The organism is Enterobacter sp. WPR_3_1 (assembly GCF_003635055.1).
Classification (GTDB): Bacteria; Pseudomonadota; Gammaproteobacteria; order Enterobacterales; family Enterobacteriaceae; genus Enterobacter; species Enterobacter ludwigii.
The window spans coordinates 171,204-194,443 of record NZ_RBXU01000010.1 but is presented as its reverse complement, the minus strand read 5'-3'; the positions used below and the strand labels follow the sequence as shown (position 1 = coordinate 194,443).

The following is a 23,240-nucleotide window of genomic DNA, read 5'->3' as shown; positions in this document are numbered from 1 at the left end:
TCTTTCGTACTCTGTCTGAATTTCCCCTCTGCGTGTATCATTCCCTTTAATCAGTACTTTTTTGAATGGAATGGATATGAATACCTTACGCATCGGCTTAGTGTCGATTTCTGACCGCGCCTCCAGCGGTGTTTATCAGGATAAAGGCATCCCCGCGCTGGAAGAATGGCTGGGCAGTGCGTTGACAACCCCCTTTGAGATCCAGACCCGCCTGATCCCTGACGAACAGCCAATTATCGAACAGACACTCTGTGAGCTGGTGGATGAGATGAGCTGCCACCTGGTATTGACCACGGGAGGCACCGGGCCTGCGCGCCGGGACGTCACTCCGGATGCCACGCTGGCGGTTGCCGATCGTGAGATGCCTGGCTTCGGTGAGCAGATGCGCCAGATCAGTCTACACTTTGTCCCGACGGCGATCCTCTCCCGTCAGGTCGGGGTAATCCGCAAGCAGGCATTGATTCTGAATTTGCCGGGCCAGCCGAAGTCCATCAAAGAGACGCTTGAAGGACTGAAAGCGGAAGATGGCAGCGTGATCGTGCACGGGATTTTTGCAAGTGTACCGTATTGTATACAGTTACTTGACGGCCCGTATGTAGAAACCGATGAGAAAGTGGTAGCAGCTTTTCGTCCGAAAAACGCCCGTCGCGAGACAATCTCCTGAAATTAATCAATATGTGACATTAGCTGAAGCGACGGTGGCGTGGTAAGGGTTTTACGGTATAGTAATTTTTTCTTTACGTTTGCTGTAAAAATAAATCCACAACATAAGCCAAATGGTTCGCTATGTCACATAACACCCGACTTCTGAATCGACAGGACTATAAAACCCTCACGCTCGCGGCCTTAGGCGGTGCGCTGGAGTTTTACGACTTTATCATCTTCGTCTTCTTCGCCGCCGTGGTGGGGGAGCTTTTCTTCCCGGCAGATATCCCGGAGTGGTTGCGCCAGGTGCAAACCTTCGGCATTTTTGCCGCCGGGTATCTGGCGCGACCGCTGGGTGGCATTGTGATGGCCCACTTTGGTGACCTGGTCGGGCGTAAGAAGATGTTCACGCTCAGCATTTTACTGATGGCCGTGCCGACGCTGGCCATTGGTCTGCTGCCCACTTACGCCTCAATGGGCATTGTTGCTCCGCTGCTGCTGTTGCTGATGCGCATTCTTCAGGGGGCGGCAATTGGCGGCGAAGTGCCGGGGGCCTGGGTGTTTGTGGCGGAGCATGTGCCGGCGCGCCGCATCGGCATCGCTTGTGGAACCTTAACGGCGGGGCTGACTGTCGGTATCCTCCTCGGTTCAGTGGTGGCCACTATCGTGAATACCAGCATGACGCAACAGGCGGTTCACGACTGGGGATGGCGCGTACCGTTCCTGCTCGGCGGGGCGTTTGGCCTGGTGGCGATGTATCTTCGCCGCTGGCTGCAGGAGACACCTATTTTCCTTGAGATGCAGCAGCGCAAGGCGCTGGCACAGGAGTTGCCGGTAAAAGCCGTGGTGGTGCGCCACCGGAGCGCGGTTGTGGTGTCGATGCTGCTCACCTGGCTGCTGTCGGCGGGCATCGTGGTCGTTATCTTAATGTCTCCGGTATGGCTGCAAAAGCAGTACGGTTTTGCGCCGGCGGTAACGTTGCAGGCAAACAGTATCGCCACCATTATGCTCTGCTTTGGCTGTCTGGCCGCGGGGCTGGCCGTTGATCGTATCGGTGCCGGCCTGACTTTCATCATCGGCAGTCTGCTGCTGGCTGCGTCGAGCTGGGCGTTTTACCACCTGGCAGGCAGCCATCCTGAACAGCTGTTCCTGCTCTACGGTACGGTCGGGCTGTGCGTGGGGGTTGTCGGTGCAGTGCCGTATGTGATGGTGCGAGCTTTTCCGCCAGAGGTCCGCTTCACCGGGATCTCTTTTTCCTATAACGTCTCTTACGCCATCTTTGGCGGGCTGACGCCGATTGCGGTCACGGTGTTGATGGGAGTATCCCCGATGGCACCCGCCTGGTATGTGCTCGCGCTGTCGGTGATGGGGCTGGTGTTAGGCATTTGGCTTCGGCAGAAACAGGGATGTCGTGCCCGCGAGGCGGACACGACAGATGGATCAGTGTTTTTCACCAATCGGTAGGATGGTGCGGTCAAACTGCTCGTTCAGCACTTCACCCATTGCCAGGTAGATAGCGCTTGCGCCGCACACCAGACCAATCCAGCCGGCAATATGCACGATGCTTTCGTTATCCACGAGGTGGCCGATCGCCAGCAGGGCGAACAGCACGGTCAGGCTCAGGAAAACAAACTGCAGTGCGCGGTTGCCTTTCAGGGTGCCGAAGAACATAAACAGCGTGAAGACGCCCCACAGACCGAGGTAAACGCCCAGGAAATGTGCGTTTGCCGCGTCTGCCAGGCCCATTTTAGGCATCAGCAGGATCGCGACCAGGGTCAGCCAGAAAGAACCATAAGAGGTGAATGCGGTTAAGCCGAAGGTGTTGCCTTTCTTATATTCCAGCAGGCCCGCGAAGATTTGCGCGATACCGCCGTAAAAAATGCCCATCGCCAGGATAATGCCATCCATCGGGAACATCCCGATGTTGTGCAGGTTCAGCAGGATAGTGGTCATGCCAAAACCCATCAGGCCCAGCGGAGCCGGATTAGCCAACTTAGTGTTGCCCATAAGTCCTCAAAAAAATCATCATTAATATGGTGAAATGGTTAAACCCGCGTCAGTTCTCCCTGACGGGGCGCGGCATCATAATGGGCGCAATCAATGCCGTCTATGATCTCATCAGGGTGAAATTAAAAATTTTTTTTACCGTTCCCCCTTGATGGACGCTGGCGCGACCCCATCTTGTAGTCAACCGCAGTGTGTGGACCTGAAAAAAATCAATTGTGGGCAGTTGAAAAAGCACGTTCTGCCCTTATTACAGGTACACAACCACATGTTGACTGAATTTTAAGTGGAGACGTTTAGATGGGTAAAATTATTGGTATCGACCTGGGTACTACCAACTCTTGTGTAGCGATTATGGATGGCACTACCGCACGCGTGCTGGAGAACGCCGAGGGCGATCGCACCACGCCTTCTATCATTGCTTATACCCAGGATGGTGAAACTCTGGTTGGTCAGCCGGCTAAACGTCAGGCAGTGACAAACCCGCAAAATACCCTGTTTGCGATTAAACGCCTGATTGGCCGCCGCTTCCAGGACGAAGAAGTTCAGCGTGACGTTTCTATCATGCCTTACAAAATCATCGCAGCAGATAACGGCGATGCATGGCTTGATGTGAAAGGCACCAAAACGGCACCACCGCAGATCTCTGCTGAAGTGCTGAAAAAAATGAAGAAAACCGCAGAAGATTACCTGGGTGAACCGGTAACTGAAGCTGTTATCACCGTTCCTGCTTACTTCAACGATGCTCAGCGTCAGGCAACGAAAGATGCTGGCCGTATCGCAGGTCTGGAAGTAAAACGTATCATCAACGAACCAACCGCAGCGGCACTGGCTTACGGTCTGGATAAAGAAGTTGGCAACCGTACTATCGCGGTTTACGACCTGGGTGGTGGTACTTTCGATATCTCTATTATCGAAATCGACGAAGTTGATGGCGAAAAAACCTTCGAAGTTCTGGCAACCAACGGTGATACCCACCTGGGTGGTGAAGACTTCGATACCCGTCTGATCAACTACCTCGTTGACGAGTTTAAGAAAGATCAGGGCATTGACCTGCGTAACGACCCGCTGGCAATGCAGCGCCTGAAAGAAGCCGCTGAGAAAGCGAAGATCGAACTGTCTTCCGCTCAGCAGACCGACGTGAACCTGCCGTATATCACTGCAGACGCGACCGGTCCTAAACACATGAACATTAAAGTGACCCGTGCGAAACTGGAAAGCCTGGTAGAAGACCTGGTGAACCGTTCCATCGAGCCACTGAAAGTTGCTCTGCAGGATGCTGGCCTGTCCGTGTCTGATATCAACGACGTTATCCTCGTCGGTGGCCAGACCCGTATGCCAATGGTTCAGAAGAAAGTGGCTGAATTCTTTGGTAAAGAGCCACGTAAAGACGTTAACCCGGACGAAGCAGTGGCTATCGGTGCTGCCGTTCAGGGTGGTGTGTTGACGGGTGATGTGAAAGACGTTCTGCTGCTGGACGTTACCCCGCTGTCTCTGGGTATCGAAACCATGGGCGGTGTGATGACGGCGCTTATCACCAAAAACACCACTATCCCTACTAAGCACAGCCAGGTGTTCTCTACAGCTGAAGACAACCAGTCTGCAGTAACCATCCATGTGCTGCAGGGTGAGCGTAAGCGTGCGGCGGATAACAAGTCACTGGGTCAGTTCAACCTGGATGGCATCAACCCGGCGCCACGCGGTATGCCGCAGATCGAAGTAACCTTCGATATCGATGCTGATGGTATCCTGCACGTTTCCGCGAAAGACAAAAACAGCGGTAAAGAGCAGAAGATCACCATTAAGGCCTCTTCCGGTCTGAACGAAGAAGAGATCCAGAAAATGGTTCGTGAAGCAGAAGCAAACGCGGAATCTGACCGTAAGTTCGAAGAGCTGGTTCAGACCCGCAACCAGGGCGACCATCTGCTGCACAGCACCCGTAAGCAGGTTGAAGAAGCCGGCGATAAACTGCCAGCTGAAGACAAAACGGCTATCGAAGCTGCACTGAGCGCGCTGGAAACGTCTCTGAAAGGCGAAGATAAAGCGGATATCGAAGCGAAGATGCAGGAGCTGGCACAGGCTTCTCAGAAGCTGATGGAAATCGCTCAGCAGCAGCACGCCCAACAGCAGGCTGGCGCTGACGCTTCTCAGAACAACGCGAAAGACGACGACGTTGTCGACGCTGAGTTCGAAGAAGTGAAAGACAAAAAATAATCGCCCTGATGCAGGGTAATTAATCGGCACGGGCGTAGGAGAACTCTCCACGCCCGTGCTCGCATGTTAAGGGGCTTAAAAAAACCAATGGCAAAGCAAGACTATTACGAGATTTTAGGCGTTCCGAAAACTGCGGAAGAGCGTGAAATCAAAAAGGCGTATAAGCGCCTGGCCATGAAATTCCACCCGGACCGCAACCAGGGTGACAAAGAGGCTGAAGCCAAATTTAAAGAGATCAAAGAAGCCTACGAAGTCCTGACCGATGCACAGAAACGTGCGGCCTATGACCAGTACGGTCACGCAGCCTTCGAACAAGGCGGCATGGGCGGCGGTGGATTCGGTGGCGGCGGCTTTGGCGGCGGCGCTGACTTCAGCGATATCTTTGGCGATGTTTTCGGCGACATTTTTGGCGGCGGTCGTGGCCGTCAGCGCGCGGCGCGCGGCGCCGACCTGCGCTACAACATGGATCTGACGCTGGAAGAGGCCGTACGCGGCGTCACCAAAGAGATCCGTATTCCGACGCTGGAAGAGTGTGACGTTTGCCACGGCAGCGGCGCGAAAGCAGGCACCCAGCCGCAAACCTGTCCAACCTGTCACGGTTCCGGTCAGGTACAGATGCGTCAGGGCTTCTTCGCCGTGCAGCAGGCGTGTCCGCACTGTCATGGTCGCGGTACGCTGATTAAAGACCCCTGCACAAAATGCCACGGCCATGGTCGCGTTGAGAAAACCAAGACGCTGTCCGTTAAAATCCCGGCAGGCGTGGACACGGGCGACCGTATCCGTCTGGCAGGTGAAGGTGAGGCCGGCGAGCACGGTGCACCAGCAGGCGATCTGTACGTTCAGGTTCAGGTCAAGCAGCACGCCATCTTTGAGCGTGAAGGCAACAACCTGTACTGTGAAGTGCCCATCAACTTCGCCATGGCGGCACTCGGTGGCGAAATTGAAGTGCCAACGCTTGATGGTCGCGTCAATCTGAAGGTTCCAGGCGAAACCCAGACCGGCAAGCTGTTCCGCATGCGTGGTAAAGGTGTTAAATCCGTTCGCGGTGGTGCGCAGGGCGACCTGCTGTGCCGCGTGGTGGTTGAAACCCCGGTTGGCCTGAACGACAAGCAGAAACAGCTGCTGAAAGAGCTGCAGGAAAGTTTTGGCGGCCCGACGGGTGAGAAAAACAGCCCGCGCTCCAAAAGCTTCTTCGATGGCGTCAAAAAATTCTTCGACGATTTGACCCGCTGATCCGTTAGCTGGTGTTCATCTCAAAAAGCCCGGAAGCGATTTCGGGCTTTTTCTTTTTGTAGCTGTCCTCATGGCTATCATTCGGTAAAACTGAATATATACTCAACATTAATCTGCTTTTGCCGAGCTGTTTGGCCTGGTATTATGGTTTTACCGAAGTATTGCTGTAAGAGAGAGCCTACGTGAAATTAATACACCGTTTTTTTAGCAGTGAAGCATCAGGCGGCATCATCCTGATTATTGCCGCTGCGGCCGCGATGGCGCTGGCCAATATGGGTTTCACACGCGACTTTTACCACGCGTTTCTGGAAACTCCCGTCGAGCTGAAAGTCGGGGCGCTGGAAATTAATAAGAACATGCTGCTGTGGATCAACGATGCACTGATGGCCGTGTTTTTCCTGCTGGTAGGGCTGGAGGTTAAGCGTGAGCTGGTCCTGGGCTCGCTTGCCAGCCGTCAGCGTGCCGCGTTCCCGGTGATTGCCGCATTCGGGGGGATGGTCATTCCGGCGTTGCTCTTCCTGGCGTTCACCTGGCAGGATCCAGTATCGCGTCACGGCTGGGCCATTCCGGCGGCAACGGATATCGCGTTTGCCCTGGGTGTGCTGGCCTTGCTGGGAAGCCGCGTGCCGGTGGCACTGAAAATCTTCCTGATGGCGCTGGCGATCATTGATGACCTGGGCGCGATTGTCATTATTGCGCTGTTCTACACCAGCGACCTGTCGATCCTGTCGTTGAGCGTTGCCGCAGGAGCGATTGCGGTACTGGCGCTGTTGAACATTTGCAACGTGCGCCGCATCGGGATCTACGTGCTGGTGGGGATGGTGCTGTGGACCGCGGTACTGAAATCAGGCGTGCACGCTACGCTCGCCGGGGTCATCGTCGGCTTCTTCGTTCCGCTTAAGCCGCAGGAGGGGAAATCGCCTGCTAAACAGCTGGAGCATGTACTGCACCCGTGGGTCGCCTTTATGATCCTGCCGCTGTTTGCTTTCGCTAATGCAGGCGTTTCGCTGGAAGGGGTAACCCTTGAGGGACTGACCTCAATGTTGCCGCTGGGCATTATTGCCGGACTGTTTATTGGTAAACCGCTGGGCATTAGCCTGTTCTGCTGGCTGGCGCTGAAGCTGAAGCTGGCGTCACTGCCGCACGGTACTACGTTTAAGCAGATCATGGCGGTGGGCGTGCTGTGCGGCATTGGGTTTACCATGTCGATCTTTATCTCAACGCTGGCTTTTGGTGCCCATGCGCCTGAGCTTATCGTCTGGGCGAAGCTGGGCATCCTTATCGGATCGTTACTGGCCGCAGTCACTGGCTATACCTTATTGAAGGTCAAACTGTCCGGACCGGTCGTTCAGGCATAACAGGAAACCGGGAGAAGAACACCTTCTCCCGCTACACGATCAGGGAGCGAAGACACGATGTCTCATTTGAATTACAACCACCTTTACTACTTCTGGCACGTCTATAAGCAGGGCTCGGTCGTGGGGGCGGCAGAGGCGCTCTACCTGACGCCGCAGACCATCACCGGGCAAATCAAGGCGCTGGAAGAGCGGCTACAGGGCAAGCTCTTTAAGCGCAAGGGCCGTGGGATTGAGCCAAGTGAGCTGGGCGAACTGGTTTTCCGCTACGCGGATAAGATGTTTACCTTAAGTCAGGAGATGCTGGATATCGTTAACTACCGCAAAGAGTCAAACCTGCTCTTTGACGTCGGCGTGGCGGATGCGTTGTCAAAACGGCTGGTCAGCGGCGTGCTGGATGCGGCGGTGGTCGAAGATGAGCAAATCCATCTGCGCTGTTTTGAATCCACGCACGAGATGCTGCTGGAGCAGCTGAGCCAGCATAAGCTGGATATGATTATCTCGGACTGCCCGATCGACTCTACGCAGCAGGAAGGGCTGTTCTCGGTGAAGATTGGCGAATGCGGGGTCAGCTTCTGGTGCATTAACCCGCCGCCGGAAAAACCGTTTCCTGCCTGTCTGGAGGAGCGTCGTTTGCTGGTGCCAGGCCGGCGCTCCATGCTTGGGCGCAAACTGCTGAACTGGTTTAACTCTCAGGGACTGAAGGTGGAGATCCTCGGCGAGTTTGACGATGCGGCGCTAATGAAAGCCTTTGGTGAGGCGCATAACGCCATCTTCGTTGCACCGACGCTGTACGTGCACGATCTCTATTCAGATAACAAGATTACGGAGATTGGCCGGGTCGATAACGTGATGGAGGAGTATCACGCGATATTTGCAGAAAGGATGATTCAACATCCGGCAGTACAGCGCATCTGTAACCGCGACTACTCGGCGCTGTTTACGCCACCGGCAATCTGAAGATATAAAAAAACCCGCGTTAAGCGGGTTCTTTTAAAACAAGCAACAACAAGTGGCGATTAAGCCAGTTTGTTGATCTGCGCGGTCAGGTTTGCTTTATGACGCGCTGCTTTGTTTTTGTGGATCAGACCTTTAGCAGCCTGACGATCCACGATTGGTTGCATTTCATTAAATGCGTTCTGCGCAGCAGCTTTGTCGCCAGCTTCGATAGCTGCGTATACTTTCTTGATGAAAGTACGCATCATAGAGCGACGGCTTGCATTGTGCTTACGAGCCTTTTCAGACTGGATAGCACGTTTCTTAGCTGATTTGATATTAGCCAAGGTCCAACTCCCAAATATGATCTATGTGGACAATTCAAAGGCCGAGGAATATGCCCTCTATACCTTCTTTTGTCAATGGATTTGTGCAAATAAGCGCCGTTGATTGGCGACGCTACGTTACGTAGTGATGGCGCAGGATTCTACCAGCTTGTCGCTCGTGAATACAGCTTTTCGGCACAAAAAACGCAGTTCACGGGCAGATTTTTTTGCTGTGAAAGGTCAGCCTGATGAAATCATTACGGCTTTCTGTTTTGCGCGAACAATCGCCGGTTAACCTTAACCGCTGTACAAGGTATACTTTGGCGATTTTCACTGTTTTGAGCCAGACATGAAGCTGATACGCGGCATACATAATCTCAGCAGAGCACCGCACGGGTGCGTGCTGACCATTGGTAATTTCGACGGCGTGCATCGTGGTCATCAGGCGCTGCTGCAGGGATTGCGTAAAGAAGGGGAGGCGCGTGGCCTGCCCGTTGTAGTGATGATTTTTGAGCCGCAGCCGCTGGAGCTGTTTGCCGGCGATAAATCACCGGCTCGCCTCACTCGCCTGCGCGAGAAGTTGCGCTACCTGGCAGAGTCCGGGGTGGACTACGTATTGTGCGTGCGTTTCGATCGCCGCTTTGCCGCGCTCACAGCACAAAATTTCGTCAGTGACCTGCTGGTCAGGCGCCTTGGCGTGCAGTTTCTGGCCGTGGGGGATGATTTCCGCTTTGGCGCTGGTCGTCAGGGCGATTTCTTGCTATTACAGAAGGCTGGCCTCGAGTACGGCTTTGATGTCACCAGCGCAATGACCTTTTGCGAAGGCGGCGTCCGGGTTAGCAGCACTGCGGTGCGTCAGGCGCTGGCCAACGATGAACTGGATACGGCGGAAACGCTGCTGGGACATCCGTTTAGCATTTCAGGCCGTGTGGTCCATGGCGATGCGCTGGGCCGCACCATAGGTTTCCCGACGGCGAATATACCGCTACGTCGTCAGGTCTCCCCGGTTAAAGGGGTATATGCGGTGGAAGTGGCTGGTCTGGGCGATAAACCGTATTTCGGTGTCGCCAATATTGGCACACGTCCTACAGTCGCCGGTGTCCGTCAACAATTAGAAGTGCACCTACTGGACGTTGTAATGGACCTTTATGGTCGCCATATAGATGTGATACTGCGTAAAAAAATACGCAATGAGCAGCGATTTGCTTCGCTGGATGAACTAAAGGCGCAAATCGCGCGAGATGAATTAACGGCCCGCGAGTTTTTTGGGCGAGTAAACCCGGCTTAAATGCCTACGTGAAAAATACGGAACCGAGAATCTGATGAGTGACTATAAATCAACCCTGAATTTGCCGGAAACAGGGTTCCCGATGCGCGGCGATCTCGCCAAGCGCGAACCGGGAATGCTGGCGCGTTGGACCGATGATGACCTGTACGGCATCATCCGTGCAGCCAAAAAAGGCAAAAAAACCTTCATTCTGCATGATGGCCCTCCATATGCGAATGGCAGCATTCATATTGGTCACTCTGTAAACAAGATTCTGAAAGACATTATCGTGAAGTCCAAAGGCCTCGCGGGATATGACTCGCCTTACGTTCCGGGCTGGGACTGCCATGGTCTGCCAATCGAACTGAAAGTTGAGCAAGAGTTTGGTAAGCCGGGTGAGAAGTTCACCGCGGCAGAATTCCGCGCAAAATGTCGCGAATACGCGGCTACGCAGGTTGACGGTCAGCGTCAGGACTTTATCCGCCTGGGCGTGCTGGGTGACTGGTCACGTCCGTACCTGACCATGGACTTCAAAACCGAAGCCAACATCATCCGTGCGCTGGGTAAAATCATCGGTAACGGCCATCTGCACAAAGGCGCGAAGCCGGTGCACTGGTGCGTGGACTGCCGTTCTGCGCTGGCAGAAGCGGAAGTGGAGTATTACGACAAAACCTCTCCGTCTATCGACGTGGCCTTCCACGCGGTCGATCAGGAGGCGGTGAAAGCCAAATTTGGCGTGACCTCTGTCAACGGCCCCATCTCGCTGGTTATCTGGACCACCACCCCGTGGACGCTGCCAGCAAACCGCGCGATCTCCCTGTCCGGTGAGTTCGAGTACGCGCTGGTGCAGGTTGACGGTCAGGCGCTGATCCTGGCGAAAGATCTGGTCGAAAGCGTGCTGAAACGCGCGAACATCGCCGACTACACCGTGCTGGGCACCGTGAAAGGTGACGCGCTGGAGCTGATGCGCTTCAAACACCCGTTCCTTGACTTCAATGTGCCGGCGATCCTGGGCGATCACGTGACGCTGGATGCGGGTACCGGTGCGGTACATACCGCCGGTGGCCACGGTCCTGACGACTACAGCATCAGCCTGAAATACGGTCTTGAAATCGCGAACCCGGTGGGTCCTGACGGCTCTTACCTGCCTGGTACCTACCCGGCGCTGGACGGTATCAACGTCTTCAAAGCAAACGACATCATCGTTGACATGCTGCGCACCAGCGGCGCGCTGCTGCACGTTGAGAAAATGCAGCACAGCTATCCGTGCTGCTGGCGTCACAAATCACCGATCATCTTCCGTGCGACCCCACAGTGGTTCATCAGCATGGATCAGAAAGGCCTGCGCGAGCAGTCCCTGAAAGAGATCAAAGGCGTGCAGTGGATCCCGGACTGGGGTCAGGCGCGTATCGAATCCATGGTCGCTAACCGTCCTGACTGGTGTATCTCCCGTCAGCGTACTTGGGGCGTACCAATGTCTCTGTTCGTGCACAAAGAGACACAGGAACTGCACCCGAACACCCTGGCACTGATGGAAGAAGTCGCGAAGCGTGTTGAAGTTGACGGCATTCAGGCATGGTGGGATCTCGATTCCCGCGACATCCTGGGCGCTGATGCAGACAACTACGAGAAAGTGCCTGATACCCTGGACGTGTGGTTTGACTCCGGTTCAACGCACGCGTCTGTTGTTGACGTGCGTCCGGAATTTGCCGGCCACGCGGCAGATATGTACCTGGAAGGTTCTGACCAACACCGTGGCTGGTTCATGTCATCGCTGATGATTTCCACCGCCATGAAAGGTAAAGCACCGTATCGCCAGGTGCTGACCCACGGTTTCACCGTGGATGGTCAGGGCCGTAAGATGTCTAAATCGATCGGTAACACCGTCTCTCCGCAGGATGTGATGAACAAACTGGGCGCGGACATTCTGCGTCTGTGGGTTGCTTCTACCGACTATACCGGCGAAATGGCGGTGTCGGACGAGATCCTGAAACGTGCTGCCGACAGCTATCGTCGTATCCGTAACACCGCGCGCTTCCTGCTGGCGAACCTGAACGGGTTCGATCCGGTAAAAGATATGGTGAAACCGGAAGAGATGGTGGTGCTGGATCGCTGGGCAGTAGGCTGCGCGAAAGCGGCACAGGAAGATATCCTGAAGGCTTACGAATCTTACGATTTCCACGAAGTGGTGCAGCGTCTGATGCGCTTCTGCTCCATTGAGATGGGCTCGTTCTACCTCGACATCATCAAAGACCGCCAGTACACCGCGAAAGCGGACAGCGTGGCGCGTCGTAGCTGCCAGACTGCGCTGTTCCACATCGCAGAAGCGCTGGTTCGCTGGATGGCACCGATCATGTCCTTCACCGCAGATGAAATCTGGGGTTACCTGCCAGGCGACCGTGAGAAGTATGTCTTCACCGGCGAGTGGTATGAAGGTCTGTTCGATCTCTCCAGCACCGAAGCGATGAACGATGCCTTCTGGGACGATCTGCTGAAAGTGCGTGGCGAAGTGAACAAGGTTATCGAGCAGGCGCGTGCTGACAAGAAAGTCGGCGGCTCGCTGGAAGCGGCAGTTACCCTGTACGCCGAGCCAGAGCTGGCGGCGAAACTGACGGCGCTGGGCGATGAATTACGATTTGTCCTGTTGACCTCCGGTGCGAAAGTTGCGGATTATGCCCAGGCGTCTGCTGATGCACAGCAGAGCGAACTGCTCAAAGGACTGAAAGTCGCACTGAGCAAAGCCGAAGGTGATAAATGCCCGCGTTGCTGGCATTACACCACTGATGTCGGCCAGGTGGCGGAACACGCAGATATCTGCGGACGCTGTGTCAGCAACGTCGCCGGTGACGGCGAGAAACGTAAGTTTGCCTGATGAGTAAAACTCTCTGTTCAACAGGACTGCGCTGGCTGTGGCTGGTGGTGGTAGTGCTGATTATCGATCTGGGCAGCAAGTTCCTGATCCTCCAGAATTTTGCTCTGGGGGAGACGGTGTCGCTGTTCCCGTCGCTTAACCTGCATTACGCACGTAACTACGGTGCGGCGTTTAGTTTCCTTGCTGACAGCGGTGGCTGGCAGCGCTGGTTCTTTGCAGGTATCGCTATCGGTATCTGTGTGGTGCTATCGCTGCTGATGTACCGTTCGAAGGCAACACAAAAGCTAAATAACATCGCCTATGCGCTGATTATCGGTGGCGCGCTGGGCAACCTGTTTGATCGCCTGTGGCACGGCTTTGTGGTCGATATGATCGACTTCTATGTCGGCGACTGGCACTTCGCGACCTTTAACCTCGCCGACAGCGCAATTTGCATCGGCGCGGCGTTAATCGTGCTGGAAGGCTTCTTGCCGAACGCGGCCGCGAAGAAACAGGCTTAAATGTAAATGCCGGGTGGCGCATGCGCCCCCGGCCTACAGAATGTCTGGCCTCCCGTCTCTCACCGGTGGGTCAAAACAAGCGAGCAATTTGCATGTCTAAATCCGTACAGAGCAACAGCGCGGTTCTCGTTCATTTCACGCTGAAACTGGATGATGGCTCCACGGCTGAATCCACCCGCAATAACGGCAAACCCGCCCTGTTTCGTCTCGGCGACACCTCTTTGTCTGAAGGTCTTGAGCAACAGCTGCTTGGCCTGAAAGAAGGCGAGAAAAAGGCATTTTCGCTGGAGCCGGATGCCGCGTTTGGCGTGCCAAGCCCGGACCTTGTTCAGTACTTCTCGCGCCGCGAGTTTATGGATGCAGGTGAGCCGGAAATCGGGGCGATCATGCTCTTTACCGCTATGGATGGCAGCGAAATGCCTGGCGTGATCCGCGAAATCAATGGTGACTCCATCACCGTTGACTTCAACCATCCGCTTGCCGGGCGCACCGTCCATTTTGATATTGAAGTGCTGGAGATCGATCCGGTACTGGAGGCCTGAAATGCAGATCCTGTTGGCTAACCCGCGCGGCTTTTGCGCCGGTGTAGACCGCGCTATCAGCATTGTTGAAAACGCGCTCGAGATTTACGGCGCGCCGATTTATGTGCGTCACGAAGTGGTGCATAACCGTTATGTCGTCGACAGCCTGCGCGAGCGTGGCGCGATCTTCATTGAGCAGATCAGCGAAGTGCCTGACGGCGCGATCCTGATTTTCTCCGCGCACGGGGTTTCTCAGGCGGTGCGTAACGAAGCGAAAAGCCGCGATCTGACCGTGTTCGACGCCACCTGCCCATTAGTGACCAAAGTGCACATGGAAGTGGCGCGCGCCAGCCGTCGTGGTGAAGAGTCGATCCTGATTGGCCATGCCGGCCACCCGGAAGTCGAAGGTACCATGGGCCAGTACAGCAACCCGGAAGGGGGGATGTACCTGGTGGAGTCGCCGGAAGATGTGTTTACGCTGAACGTCAAAAATGAAACGCGTCTCTCGTTTATGACCCAGACGACGCTCTCCGTTGACGATACGTCGGACGTGATTGACGCCCTGCGCCAGCGCTTCCCGAAAATCGTCGGCCCGCGTAAGGACGACATTTGCTACGCCACCACCAATCGCCAGGAAGCGGTGCGTGCTCTGGCTGAACAGGCGGACGTGGTGCTGGTTGTCGGTTCGAAAAACTCCTCTAACTCCAACCGTCTGGCTGAACTTGCGCAGCGAATGGGGAAAGCGGCCTATCTGATTGATGATTCCAGCGATATCCAGGAAGCGTGGGTGAAAAACGTGGCCTGTGTCGGGGTAACCGCCGGCGCCTCGGCACCTGATATCCTGGTGCAGAACGTGATTTCCCGTCTGCAGGAACTGGGCGGCGGCGAAGCGGTCCCGCTGGAAGGACGCGAAGAGAACATTGTTTTCGAGGTCCCGAAAGAGCTGCGTATCGACGCACGCGAAGTCGAGTAAGTTTCCTCGCACATGACCCGAATGCCGGCCACGTCAGTGGCCGGCATTTTTATTGCTGATTAACTGTGATTCACCTGACACATTGCGCCTTTGATGCGCAGGTTAATCGTTTAAATTGTTATGCTGGGCGGGTTGTTCTCCTCGGGCCGGAGAAGACGATGACTTCAGATATTATCCTGCCGCCTCTGGTGGCCTGGGCCAGTAGTACACTTGCCCGCGGCGCACTTATTCTCAAATCCACACGCCTTGCCGATCTCAATGGTTTGTTTGCCGATCGAGACGCCTGGGCACAATGCGATCCGCATCAGACGGTGTATGACGTCGAAATGCTGGAATCGCCTGCACAAGAAGGGGCGTTGTTTGTCGGCGTTACCCATTTACATGCAGGTAAAATTGGCCGGGAATTTTTTATGACCCGCGGCCATTTTCATCAACGTCGTGAACAGGGCGAAGTCTATTTTGGACTGCGGGGAAGTGGCCTGCTTTTACTCCAGACGACATCCGGCGAAACCCATCTGGAGTGCGTGATGCCGGGATCCGTCCATATTATTGCGCCTTTTACCGCCCACCGTTTAATCAATACCGGTGAGACCACGCTCTCTTCACTCGCGGTCTGGCCCGCCGTCGCCGGACACGACTATGCCGCGTTACCCCACGGTTTTGCCGTGCGGGTATTGGCCACTGACGGTGGCTGGGAGGTTCAGAATGGATAACTTTGGACTCGACATGACCATCACCCGGCACCCGCTGGGGTTCAGCTACGGTGAGGACGTCACTGGCCCGATGCCAGAGATCCGTAAGCTTGATGAGATCCGCGCGTCGTTACGGGACCCTGACTGCTCAGGGCCGGAAGACGTTTATGCTATTGCGATGGATGTCGCCCGTCTGGCAGACCGGCAGGAGCTGAAAAAACGCATGCTGCTGTTTGGGGTCGTGACCTACGCGACGGGAACGCTGGGTGAAGAGCCGATCCGCAGCCAGGGGCATGTTCACCGTAAAAGCCGTCACAGCGGCTGGTCTCCGCCCGAGCTGTATGAAATCTGGCAGGGGCGCGCCATTATCTATATGCAGGAGTATGTTGCGGACGATCCCGGGCGCTGTTTCGCCGTACTGGCCGGGCCGGGTGAAAAGGTGCTGGTTCCGCCCGGCTGGGGGCATGCCACTATCTCTGCCTCGCCGGATGAACCGCTGACCTTCGGTGCGTGGTGCGACAGGGAATATGGTTTTGAATATGATGCCGTGCGGGCGCGTAAAGGACTGGCCTGGTATCCGCTGCTGCAGGGGAGCCATATCATCTGGCAGCACAACACGCATTATCTGCCGGGGCGGCTACAGATAATTACACCGCGTCGCTACAGCGAATTCGGCCTGACGGATGAGCCTGTCTATACGCAATTTATTGCCGATCCTGCTCGCTTTCAGTTTATCTCTCGCCCGGATAAAGTGGCCGAACTGTGGCATAACTTCCACCCATAAAAAACCGGGGCATTGCCCCGGCTGTCTTATCCGGCAAACAGACCTGATGCGACGCCCAGCGCCGCCAGCGCAAGCAACACAATCATGGCCCTGACCGGGGAGACGCCACGTTTCGCCATCAGATACCAGGTGCCCAGAACCACCAGAAGCGGTAATAGCTGCGGGAAGATACCGTCAAGCATCTGCTGAACATGGATGTTAACCCCGTCACGGGTGATAAATTCCAGTCCGGTGCCCAGCTTAACGTAGCTTGCCGCCACGCCGCCCATCACAAATACACCCAGCAGAGACAAAGCTTCGCGCAGTCGCGTTGACTTGCTGCTCACCAGCATCTCGACCGACCCTGAGCCCATCTGGTAGCCTTTCAGAAACAGAAACCAGGATCCCGGGATAATGATGGCCAGCCAGGCGACGGTGTAGAACAACGGGCCAAGAACATTTCCTCCGGCGGCAAGCGCCATACCGATGCTCAGCAAAATGGGGATCAGCATGCCGGGGATCATTGAGTCACCAATCCCCGCGATTGGTCCCATCAGCCCCACCTTCAGGGTATTGATCGTTTCGCCATCAATGGGCTCGCCGTTGGCTTTTTTCTCTTCCAGCCCAAGCGCCATACCGTTTACGATGGCACCGATCTGCGGCTCCGTGTTGTAAAACGAGGCGTGGCGGCGCAGCATCTCGGTGCGCTGGGCGGCATCCGGGTAGAGTTTTTTGGCGACCGGTAACATGCTCAGACAGAAGCCGAACGATTCCAGACGCTCGAAGCTCATCGAAGAGAGGTTATGCATCATCCACGCTCGCCAGCAGCGGCGCAGATCTTTTCGGGTCAGTTTACGGTCTTCCATCAGAATTCATCCTCATCGTCGGCGGGCCTACCCGGCGTGACAGCCTGCGGCGCTTCCGGCTTGTAGTTGTAATGAATTAACGCCAGCAGGGTGCCCACAATCACCAGCGCCACCATGTTGAGCTTCAGGAACACAATGCATATGAAGCCCACCAGGAAGTAGATCAGCATGCTGTAGCTTTTGATGATCTGCTTAAGCAGGATGGCGATCCCAACGGCCGGTAAGATGCCCCCCAGCACGTTCATGGTCGAAAGCACGATGCCGGGCAGACTGTCCATAAACCCGCTGATGTACTGTGCGCCAAAATAGACGGCGATAAACGTCGGCACAAAGCGCAGAACAAAGTTCATCACCTGCGGCCAGACCGCGCTGTTAAAATAAATTCCGCGCTCATCCCCGAGCTCAAGCGCCACGTCGGCGCGGTGGTTCCAGAACGAGTTCAATACCATCATGGCGTTAAACAGTATCGTTCCGGCAATGCCAATGGTCGCCGCCAGCGCCACGGCCACCTCTGGCCCTTTGCCCGACAGAATCCCCAGCGCGATAGCAGGATAAGCGACAAAATTGAGATCGGCAGGCATTGAACCGCCGGGGGTGACCATCGCGATATAAACGGCCTGCACCGCCACACCAATCATGATCCCGGTTTTAACGTCGCCCAGAATCAGGCCCACCAGCATCCCCGAAACCAGCGGGCGGGAGATGAGATACCAGCCGCCCGTCAGGCCAAACAGCCAGGGACTACTGAGTGCACCGAGATAGCAAAGCAGACCGATGAGAGAAGCTTCGAAAATCATCATGCGCTCCTTATTTCAGTTTTTGCCGGGCGTCCTGCCAGTTGTAAAAACTGGCATCGGGCACCAGACGAAACTCGATGGCATGCCCCTGTTCAGTCAGCCAGTCAAAGGCTGCTGCCTCCTCTGGCGTTACGGACTGATTAGGGCCAATGGTGGTGGTATTGGCGCGGGCACTCATTGGCCCGACGTTAATTTTGCCATTGCCGTTCTTCAGGCTTATGCCTGCCTGTTCAAGACGTTGCAGGGTGACAGGCGATTTGCCAATCACGAAGTAGCGCTTATCGCTGGCAATCACTTTCGGCAGCTTTTCGATGGCGGTCAGGGTATCGAACAGCCACACTCTGGTATCTGACACCGCGCCTTTCATTACCGACGAGAGCAGCGGATCGGCCGCGACGGCATCGTCAATTGCCACGATGCCATCACAGGGCAGCTCTTTGGCCCAGCGTGTGACGAGCTGCCCGTGGATCACCCGGTCGTCAATACGTACAAACGAAATGCTCATATAAGCTCCTTAGAAATCGTCGTTCTGGGCGGATTCCACCCGTTTTGCCTGAACCAGGGTGGGCTGCGTTAATTCGATGAGCTGCGCGGCGGCGGCATGGACATCCCGGGCCATCAGGATGTCGTCGGTGAGCAAGAGCATGGGGAAGTTGACTCCTGCCACCACGGCGACCGGCGGGTGCGTCTGGGGATTAAACGCGTATTCGCAGGCCACATTCCAGGGCGTTCCGCTCTGCATATCGCACAGGACGACGATGCCGTCTGCGCCCGCATCTGCGCGGTGGTATGCCGCAGCGAAATCACGGCGAAACCCCGCTATGCCAGCCTGTGCGTTCAGACATACCGCCTGTCGATGAGGAAGATCGCCATACACCATTTTTCCGCTTTCCAGCAGGGCGGTGGCCAGCGGGCCGTGTGTCGCCACAATAATGTGAATCATGGTTAACCTCTTACCCAGGCTTTAATGGTGGCAATGGATTTACCGCAGCTCGGCCCTGACGGAGAAATACGGTATTCGCCTGCGTCAGCAGGGACGATAAACGTTTCTGCGTAGTGCACGACGAAGGGGGCGAATGCGCCGCCGGGGCTGTCTACCGTCGCCTCTTCACCTTCAACAAGATTAAGGACATTCATGCCTCCGTGGGGGGAGTGCGTCACCGGTTCACTGAACCAGTGGCGACGCGTTTCGATGAATTCACGTTCGTGAAGCCCGGTCCGCTCTTCGCGCCAGCCGGTGCCTTCGCCGAGGGGTTCACACTGATTCACAAGATGCTGTTCGACCCACTGCGTATCGCGTTGCCAGTCGATCACCTTTTCGCCATGCGCCAGATGAACCGGGCGGGGCTGCCCATCCATCCCCAGCCGTCCCCAGTCCCAGAGCTTGAAGGTGAAAATGTAAGGCGTGGCGCTGATCTCAAGTACCACGGTTCCTGCTCCAGAACAGTGAACCGTACCGGCGGGGATCAAAAAATGATCGTGCTTGTTCGCCGCAAGATGATTGACGAAGCGGGCGTCGTCGAACGGCTTTTCACCGCGGCTGGCCCGTCTGAGGTCGTCCATCATCGCTTCGGGCCGGGTACCCGTTCGGGTCCCCAGATACACCTGAGCCCCTGGCTCTGCCTCAAGGATGTAATAGCTCTCATCCTGGGTGTAATGCATACCAAAATGCTGCTGTATGTACTCCGTGGTCGGATGCACCTGAAAACTCAGGTTCTGCCCGCCGAAGGTATCTAGCAGATCAAAGCGGATGGGAAATTCCGCGCCAAAACGGGCATGCACTTTTTCACCCAGCAGCGCCCGGGGGTGCAGCAGCACCAAATCCTGAGAGGGGATCTCGATCCGCACCGCGCCGTAACGAAGCAACAGGCTGTTTTCCTCGGGCACGCAGTCAAAACACCATGCGTAGTTAGGCGCAGAGGGATCGAGATCGAATTTCTGTTTCATCCATTGTCCGCCCCAGACGCCGGGGTCGAAAAAGGGCACTACACGAAAAGGACGTTGAGTGGTGTGTTGCAACCCGGCGCGCAGCGCATCGCCGCCGACCATCGCCGGATCATCCGCCTGGGTGGTATCCAGGAGATAATCAGTACGCCGTAGCAGCGGGGTTTTGTGACGATCGAATACGCGCCACTCAATGAAAAAGGCGCGTTTGTAGCGACGCAGAATATCCTCGTGTTGGTTCGCTGCGCCCCAGTTAGCCAGTTCACCGCTGCGCATGCGCTGCTGGATCTCCCAGCGCGGTAAATCGGCGTAGACCAGAATATCGCCTGCATTAACCAGCGCGGCACCCGGCCCGTAAATAACGATTATCCCTTCGCGGCACAGTTCGACCTGCGCCTGCAACGCCTCGCGTTTCACCGGGTCGATGAATTCCTCGAGCTGGTGGCAGGAGAGCACGCCGAAGACGCGGTCGTCAGTGAGATGTCGGGCCAGCAACCCGCTTAAAGCATGTTCGTCGAGACGCATCTGTTCGGCATTGAGCGTCAGCGTGGCCCCCAATGCTGGCAGCAGTTTTGTCTCCAGTTCCTCCAGCCTGACGCCGGGGTAGCAGTCAATGACCAGCACGGTGCGTGTATATTGACCCGCTCTGTGGGTAAGCTCGCGCACAATCGCGTCCCAGCCCTGCCAGGCACAATCGTCATACCCCTCTACTGCGACTTCCGGGAATTTATCGTAAGTTGCCATCTTTTCTCTCCGTCTTCGTTGCTTAAGGTTATTCGATTAACCTTGTTTGGGAAGGGTGATTAACGCGATTAACCCGCCAGTTCTGGCGATAAGTGGCGAAAAGGCGGCCATTATGTGAAGAGGCTCACGCGCAAAAGTGCAAAATTAAGGTTATTCGATTAATCTGATGTGAACGACAAGGAGCGATCATGACGGGTATCACGCTGGCTGATGTGGCAAAACGCGCCGGGGTTTCAACCGCCACCGTATCAATGGTGCTGTGTAATAAAGGGCGGATCTCGCAACGGACCCGGGAGCGCGTACTTCAGGCGCTGGATGAATCGGGCTATGTTTACAATCAGACGGCAGCCAACCTGCGAAACCGCAGCAGTAATCAGGTGGGGCTCCTGTTGCATGACATCACGAACCCTTTTTATGGCGAAATGACGGCAGGTCTAAGCCATGAGATGGAACGCCACGACCTTCTGCTGTTTCTGGCAAACAGCGAAGAGTCGTCCGAGCGACAGCAAAAGTTTGTGGATTCGCTGATGCGTAACAACGTCTGTGGCATGGTGCTGTGTGCCGCGCGAGAAACTCCGCAGGCCTTTTTCGATGGTCTTAAGCGACGCAATATTCCGGCAATTATGGTCGTGCGACCGCTAAACGATCCGGACTTTGATTTTGTGGGAACCGATAACTTCCTTGGCACCCAAATGGCGACAGAGCATCTTCTGAGGATGGGGCATCGTCAGATTGCCTTTATCGGCGGTAGCCTGAATTCGGGGTCTCGCGCTCAGCGTATCGGCGGATTTACCAGTAAATTACTGGAGTATGGTGTAACGCCGAATCCCGAATGGATCGTCACCTCACAGGCAAGCCAGAGTGATGGCGCGCGCGTGGCGGAAGCGTTGTTGATGAACCATCCGCAGATTACCGCGGCAGTGTGTTATCAGGACATTGTTGCCCTTGGCGTTATGCAGTGTATACGCAAAATGGGGCGCGAGCCGGGACGCCATTTTGCCCTGGTGGGCTTTGACGATATTACCGAGGCCGGGCTGGTACAGCCTGCACTGACTACCGTCTCCGTTGCCGCGAAGGAGATAGGGCGTAAGGCCGGCGAGTTGCTTTTCAGCCGGATACAGGGGAACCGGGAGCCGGCGAAACGCATTATTTTACCGCCCGCGCTGGTGGTCCGCGAATCGTGCGGTTTTCGCTGAAGATTATGCCTTTTGCTGATATTTCTTCCTGTTTATCATTAAATTCTAATTATCGTCGTTTTCAGTTGGCAGCATCTGCAAAGGCTGGTTAATCTGAAAACGGTTTACATCATTTTAACGTAAGAGAATAACTATGCATGATGCACAGATCCGTGTCGCCATTGCGGGCGCGGGTGGACGTATGGGTCGCCAGCTGATTCAGGCGGCACTACAGATGGATGGCGTGGCACTGGGCGCGGCGCTGGAGCGTGACGGCTCATCGTTGCTTGGCGCTGACGCGGGTGAGCTGGCGGGCGCGGGTAAGACAGGCGTTACCGTGCAGAGCAGCCTGGAGGCGGTAAAAGATGACTTTGATGTGTTCATCGATTTTACCCGTCCGGAAGGCACGCTCACGCATCTGGCATTTTGCCGTCAGCACGGTAAAGGAATGGTGATCGGCACCACCGGTTTTGATGATGCCGGGAAGCAGGCCATTCAGGATGCCTCACACGAGATTGCGATTGTCTTCGCCGCAAACTTTAGCGTGGGGGTGAACGTCATGCTGAAGCTGCTGGAGAAGGCAGCGAAGGTCATGGGCAGTTATACCGACATTGAGATTGTTGAAGCGCACCATCGTTATAAAGTCGACGCGCCATCTGGTACGGCGCTGGCGATGGGGGAAGCGATTGCTCATGCACTGGATAAAGATTTGAAAGACTGCGCGGTCTACACCCGTGAAGGGTACACCGGTGAACGTGTTCCCGGCACGATTGGTTTTGCTACCGTCCGCGCGGGCGATATCGTCGGCGAACATACGGCGATGTTCGCCGATATTGGGGAACGCGTCGAGATTACGCATAAGGCATCCAGCCGGATGACGTTTGCAAATGGCGCTGTACGCTCCGCCTTGTGGTTAAAAGGCAAGAAAGAGGGTCTTTTTGATATGCGAGATGTGCTCGATCTCAACAATTTGTAATCGTTATTACCCATCGTGATGTGGTTATTGCAGTCGTAAGGCTTTGATTGCATAGGGCAATATTTTATTGCCCTTTTATTTTATGTATTTCATGGTAATTTTATTAATTTTTACACTAAAGTTCATCTCTTCCACGTGTTTTGTGTTATCTGAATGTAAATTTTGACCGTCTGGTCCACTTTTTGATGCCACGAAGCGGCCTTTCCCATTAAACTTGCCGCGCAAGCGTTTCCCGCAGTGATTTACCTGATCTTTTTGCCGCTTAAGCTCTCCTGGCTCTCTCAGGCTCGCAAAAGAATATGACAAATCTCCCTTTTAAGTTGACTTTTAGCCACCAAATCCCCAGAATGCCGCCGTTTGCCAAAAATCCGCTGGCAACACATTTGCATTGATTCATGACGCGGTTATGAATTAATATGCAAATAAAGTGAGTGAAT

22 protein-coding genes and 1 pseudogene are annotated in these 23,240 nt (G+C 55.3%); 16 read left to right on the top strand and 7 right to left on the bottom strand.

Annotated features, from left to right (window positions below; translation table 11 throughout):
* Positions 1–76: 76 nt before the first annotated feature.
* Together mog and BJ887_RS12500 are read left to right on the top strand one after the other, a co-directional pair.
* Complete coding sequence (mog, locus tag BJ887_RS12505) at positions 77–664, top strand: molybdopterin adenylyltransferase (RefSeq protein WP_020882540.1); 588 nt, start codon at positions 77–79, stop codon at positions 662–664.
* Between the two features lie 122 nt (positions 665–786).
* Positions 787–2,109, top strand: a complete 1,323-nt coding sequence (locus BJ887_RS12500) for an MFS transporter (protein WP_121339929.1) — start codon at positions 787–789, stop codon at positions 2,107–2,109.
* On the opposite strand, the gene satP is transcribed toward BJ887_RS12500, so the two are convergent.
* Positions 2,086–2,652 carry an acetate uptake transporter gene (satP, locus tag BJ887_RS12495; RefSeq protein WP_020882542.1) on the bottom strand — a complete coding sequence of 189 codons (567 nt, stop codon included), beginning with the start codon at positions 2,650–2,652 and terminating at the stop codon, positions 2,086–2,088. The genes BJ887_RS12500 and satP overlap by 24 nt on opposite strands.
* 297 nt (positions 2,653–2,949) lie before the next feature.
* Here satP and dnaK point away from each other — a divergent pair, with 297 nt between their 5' ends.
* From dnaK to nhaR, 4 genes are all read left to right on the top strand, one after another.
* The gene (dnaK, locus tag BJ887_RS12490; RefSeq protein ID WP_014168568.1) at positions 2,950–4,863 is read left to right on the top strand and encodes a molecular chaperone DnaK; all 1,914 of its coding nucleotides are present in this window, start codon (positions 2,950–2,952) and stop codon (positions 4,861–4,863) included.
* A gap of 87 nt (positions 4,864–4,950) precedes the next feature.
* Entirely contained in the window at positions 4,951–6,096 is a 1,146-nt protein-coding gene (gene dnaJ / locus BJ887_RS12485) for a molecular chaperone DnaJ (protein WP_020882543.1), read from the top strand.
* A 182-nt stretch (positions 6,097–6,278) separates the two neighbouring features.
* Positions 6,279–7,454: a Na+/H+ antiporter NhaA gene (nhaA, locus tag BJ887_RS12480; protein ID WP_014168571.1), complete on the top strand. Its 1,176-nt coding sequence runs from the start codon at positions 6,279–6,281 to the stop codon at positions 7,452–7,454.
* A 57-nt stretch (positions 7,455–7,511) separates the two neighbouring features.
* Positions 7,512–8,411, top strand: a complete 900-nt coding sequence (nhaR, locus tag BJ887_RS12475) for a transcriptional activator NhaR (RefSeq protein WP_014168572.1) — start codon at positions 7,512–7,514, stop codon at positions 8,409–8,411.
* Positions 8,412–8,470: 59 nt separating this feature from the next.
* Here the strand turns inward: nhaR and rpsT are convergent, their stop codons facing one another.
* Positions 8,471–8,734: a 30S ribosomal protein S20 gene (rpsT, locus tag BJ887_RS12470; protein WP_008502037.1), complete on the bottom strand. Its 264-nt coding sequence runs from the start codon at positions 8,732–8,734 to the stop codon at positions 8,471–8,473.
* 102 nt (positions 8,735–8,836) lie between these two features.
* On the opposite strand from rpsT, the pseudogene BJ887_RS12465 reads away from it, so the two are divergent.
* The 8 genes and pseudogenes from BJ887_RS12465 (at position 8,837) to BJ887_RS12430 (ending at position 16,322) form a co-directional block, all read left to right on the top strand.
* Positions 8,837–9,055 (top strand): annotated as a pseudogene (locus tag BJ887_RS12465) (DUF2575 domain-containing protein).
* A 7-nt stretch (positions 9,056–9,062) separates the two neighbouring features.
* Positions 9,063–10,001 (top strand): bifunctional riboflavin kinase/FAD synthetase, encoded by a 939-nt coding sequence (ribF, locus tag BJ887_RS12460; protein ID WP_014168574.1) that lies wholly within the window; start codon positions 9,063–9,065, stop codon positions 9,999–10,001.
* A gap of 34 nt (positions 10,002–10,035) precedes the next feature.
* The gene (gene ileS, locus BJ887_RS12455; RefSeq protein ID WP_121339928.1) at positions 10,036–12,852 is read left to right on the top strand and encodes an isoleucine--tRNA ligase; all 2,817 of its coding nucleotides are present in this window, start codon (positions 10,036–10,038) and stop codon (positions 12,850–12,852) included.
* Entirely contained in the window at positions 12,852–13,352 is a 501-nt protein-coding gene (gene lspA, locus BJ887_RS12450; protein ID WP_020882545.1) for a signal peptidase II, read from the top strand. The genes ileS and lspA overlap by 1 nt, the downstream gene beginning before the upstream one ends.
* Positions 13,353–13,444: 92 nt before the next feature.
* Complete coding sequence (fkpB, locus tag BJ887_RS12445) at positions 13,445–13,894, top strand: FKBP-type peptidyl-prolyl cis-trans isomerase (RefSeq protein WP_020882546.1); 450 nt, start codon at positions 13,445–13,447, stop codon at positions 13,892–13,894.
* A 1-nt stretch (position 13,895) separates the two neighbouring features.
* Positions 13,896–14,846 (top strand): 4-hydroxy-3-methylbut-2-enyl diphosphate reductase, encoded by a 951-nt coding sequence (ispH, locus tag BJ887_RS12440; RefSeq protein ID WP_020882547.1) that lies wholly within the window; start codon positions 13,896–13,898, stop codon positions 14,844–14,846.
* Positions 14,847–15,004: 158 nt separating this feature from the next.
* Positions 15,005–15,559: a glucose-6-phosphate isomerase family protein gene (locus BJ887_RS12435; protein ID WP_121339927.1), complete on the top strand. Its 555-nt coding sequence runs from the start codon at positions 15,005–15,007 to the stop codon at positions 15,557–15,559.
* Positions 15,552–16,322, top strand: coding sequence for a glucose-6-phosphate isomerase family protein (locus BJ887_RS12430; protein WP_121339926.1), 771 nt, complete (start codon positions 15,552–15,554; stop codon positions 16,320–16,322). The genes BJ887_RS12435 and BJ887_RS12430 overlap by 8 nt, the downstream gene beginning before the upstream one ends.
* A gap of 26 nt (positions 16,323–16,348) precedes the next feature.
* On the opposite strand, the gene BJ887_RS12425 is transcribed toward BJ887_RS12430, so the two are convergent.
* Genes BJ887_RS12425 through BJ887_RS12405 form a run of 5 tightly spaced genes read right to left on the bottom strand, consistent with a single transcriptional unit; the run spans position 16,349 to position 20,652 of the window.
* Positions 16,349–17,167: a PTS system mannose/fructose/sorbose family transporter subunit IID gene (locus BJ887_RS12425; protein WP_040018597.1), complete on the bottom strand. Its 819-nt coding sequence runs from the start codon at positions 17,165–17,167 to the stop codon at positions 16,349–16,351.
* Positions 17,167–17,964, bottom strand: coding sequence for a PTS sugar transporter subunit IIC (locus tag BJ887_RS12420; protein WP_121339925.1), 798 nt, complete (start codon positions 17,962–17,964; stop codon positions 17,167–17,169). Before BJ887_RS12420 ends, BJ887_RS12425 begins: the two co-directional genes overlap by 1 nt.
* 10 nt (positions 17,965–17,974) lie before the next feature.
* On the bottom strand, positions 17,975–18,469 hold the full coding sequence (locus BJ887_RS12415) for a PTS sugar transporter subunit IIB (RefSeq protein ID WP_032679607.1): 495 nt from the start codon (positions 18,467–18,469) through the stop codon (positions 17,975–17,977).
* A gap of 9 nt (positions 18,470–18,478) precedes the next feature.
* A complete protein-coding gene (locus tag BJ887_RS12410) occupies positions 18,479–18,907 on the bottom strand; it encodes a PTS sugar transporter subunit IIA (protein ID WP_032681681.1) in 429 nt (142 codons plus the stop codon).
* Between the two features lie 2 nt (positions 18,908–18,909).
* Complete coding sequence (locus BJ887_RS12405; protein ID WP_121339924.1) at positions 18,910–20,652, bottom strand: class I mannose-6-phosphate isomerase; 1,743 nt, start codon at positions 20,650–20,652, stop codon at positions 18,910–18,912.
* A gap of 188 nt (positions 20,653–20,840) precedes the next feature.
* Between BJ887_RS12405 and BJ887_RS12400 the strand changes: the two genes are divergently transcribed.
* Both BJ887_RS12400 and dapB read left to right on the top strand, forming a co-directional pair.
* Positions 20,841–21,848: a LacI family DNA-binding transcriptional regulator gene (locus BJ887_RS12400; protein WP_121339923.1), complete on the top strand. Its 1,008-nt coding sequence runs from the start codon at positions 20,841–20,843 to the stop codon at positions 21,846–21,848.
* 133 nt (positions 21,849–21,981) lie between these two features.
* Positions 21,982–22,803: a 4-hydroxy-tetrahydrodipicolinate reductase gene (gene dapB, locus BJ887_RS12395; RefSeq protein WP_121339922.1), complete on the top strand. Its 822-nt coding sequence runs from the start codon at positions 21,982–21,984 to the stop codon at positions 22,801–22,803.
* Positions 22,804–23,240 lie beyond the last annotated feature (437 nt).

Bases quoted from the DNA above. Each gene is read 5' to 3' on its own strand.
- mog (WP_020882540.1), top strand. From the start codon at position 77: ATGAATACCTTACGCATCGGCTTAGTGTCGATTTCTGACCGCGCCTCC.
- BJ887_RS12500 (WP_121339929.1), top strand. From the start codon at position 787: ATGTCACATAACACCCGACTTCTGAATCGACAGGACTATAAAACCCTC.
- satP (WP_020882542.1), bottom strand. From the start codon at position 2,652: ATGGGCAACACTAAGTTGGCTAATCCGGCTCCGCTGGGCCTGATGGGT.
- dnaK (WP_014168568.1), top strand. From the start codon at position 2,950: ATGGGTAAAATTATTGGTATCGACCTGGGTACTACCAACTCTTGTGTA.
- dnaJ (WP_020882543.1), top strand. From the start codon at position 4,951: ATGGCAAAGCAAGACTATTACGAGATTTTAGGCGTTCCGAAAACTGCG.
- nhaR (WP_014168572.1), top strand. From the start codon at position 7,512: ATGTCTCATTTGAATTACAACCACCTTTACTACTTCTGGCACGTCTAT.
- ribF (WP_014168574.1), top strand. From the start codon at position 9,063: ATGAAGCTGATACGCGGCATACATAATCTCAGCAGAGCACCGCACGGG.
- ileS (WP_121339928.1), top strand. From the start codon at position 10,036: ATGAGTGACTATAAATCAACCCTGAATTTGCCGGAAACAGGGTTCCCG.
- lspA (WP_020882545.1), top strand. From the start codon at position 12,852: ATGAGTAAAACTCTCTGTTCAACAGGACTGCGCTGGCTGTGGCTGGTG.
- fkpB (WP_020882546.1), top strand. From the start codon at position 13,445: ATGTCTAAATCCGTACAGAGCAACAGCGCGGTTCTCGTTCATTTCACG.
- ispH (WP_020882547.1), top strand. From the start codon at position 13,896: ATGCAGATCCTGTTGGCTAACCCGCGCGGCTTTTGCGCCGGTGTAGAC.
- BJ887_RS12435 (WP_121339927.1), top strand. From the start codon at position 15,005: ATGACTTCAGATATTATCCTGCCGCCTCTGGTGGCCTGGGCCAGTAGT.
- BJ887_RS12430 (WP_121339926.1), top strand. From the start codon at position 15,552: ATGGATAACTTTGGACTCGACATGACCATCACCCGGCACCCGCTGGGG.
- BJ887_RS12425 (WP_040018597.1), bottom strand. From the start codon at position 17,167: ATGGAAGACCGTAAACTGACCCGAAAAGATCTGCGCCGCTGCTGGCGA.
- BJ887_RS12420 (WP_121339925.1), bottom strand. From the start codon at position 17,964: ATGATTTTCGAAGCTTCTCTCATCGGTCTGCTTTGCTATCTCGGTGCA.
- BJ887_RS12415 (WP_032679607.1), bottom strand. From the start codon at position 18,469: ATGAGCATTTCGTTTGTACGTATTGACGACCGGGTGATCCACGGGCAG.
- BJ887_RS12410 (WP_032681681.1), bottom strand. From the start codon at position 18,907: ATGATTCACATTATTGTGGCGACACACGGCCCGCTGGCCACCGCCCTG.
- BJ887_RS12405 (WP_121339924.1), bottom strand. From the start codon at position 20,652: ATGGCAACTTACGATAAATTCCCGGAAGTCGCAGTAGAGGGGTATGAC.
- BJ887_RS12400 (WP_121339923.1), top strand. From the start codon at position 20,841: ATGACGGGTATCACGCTGGCTGATGTGGCAAAACGCGCCGGGGTTTCA.
- dapB (WP_121339922.1), top strand. From the start codon at position 21,982: ATGCATGATGCACAGATCCGTGTCGCCATTGCGGGCGCGGGTGGACGT.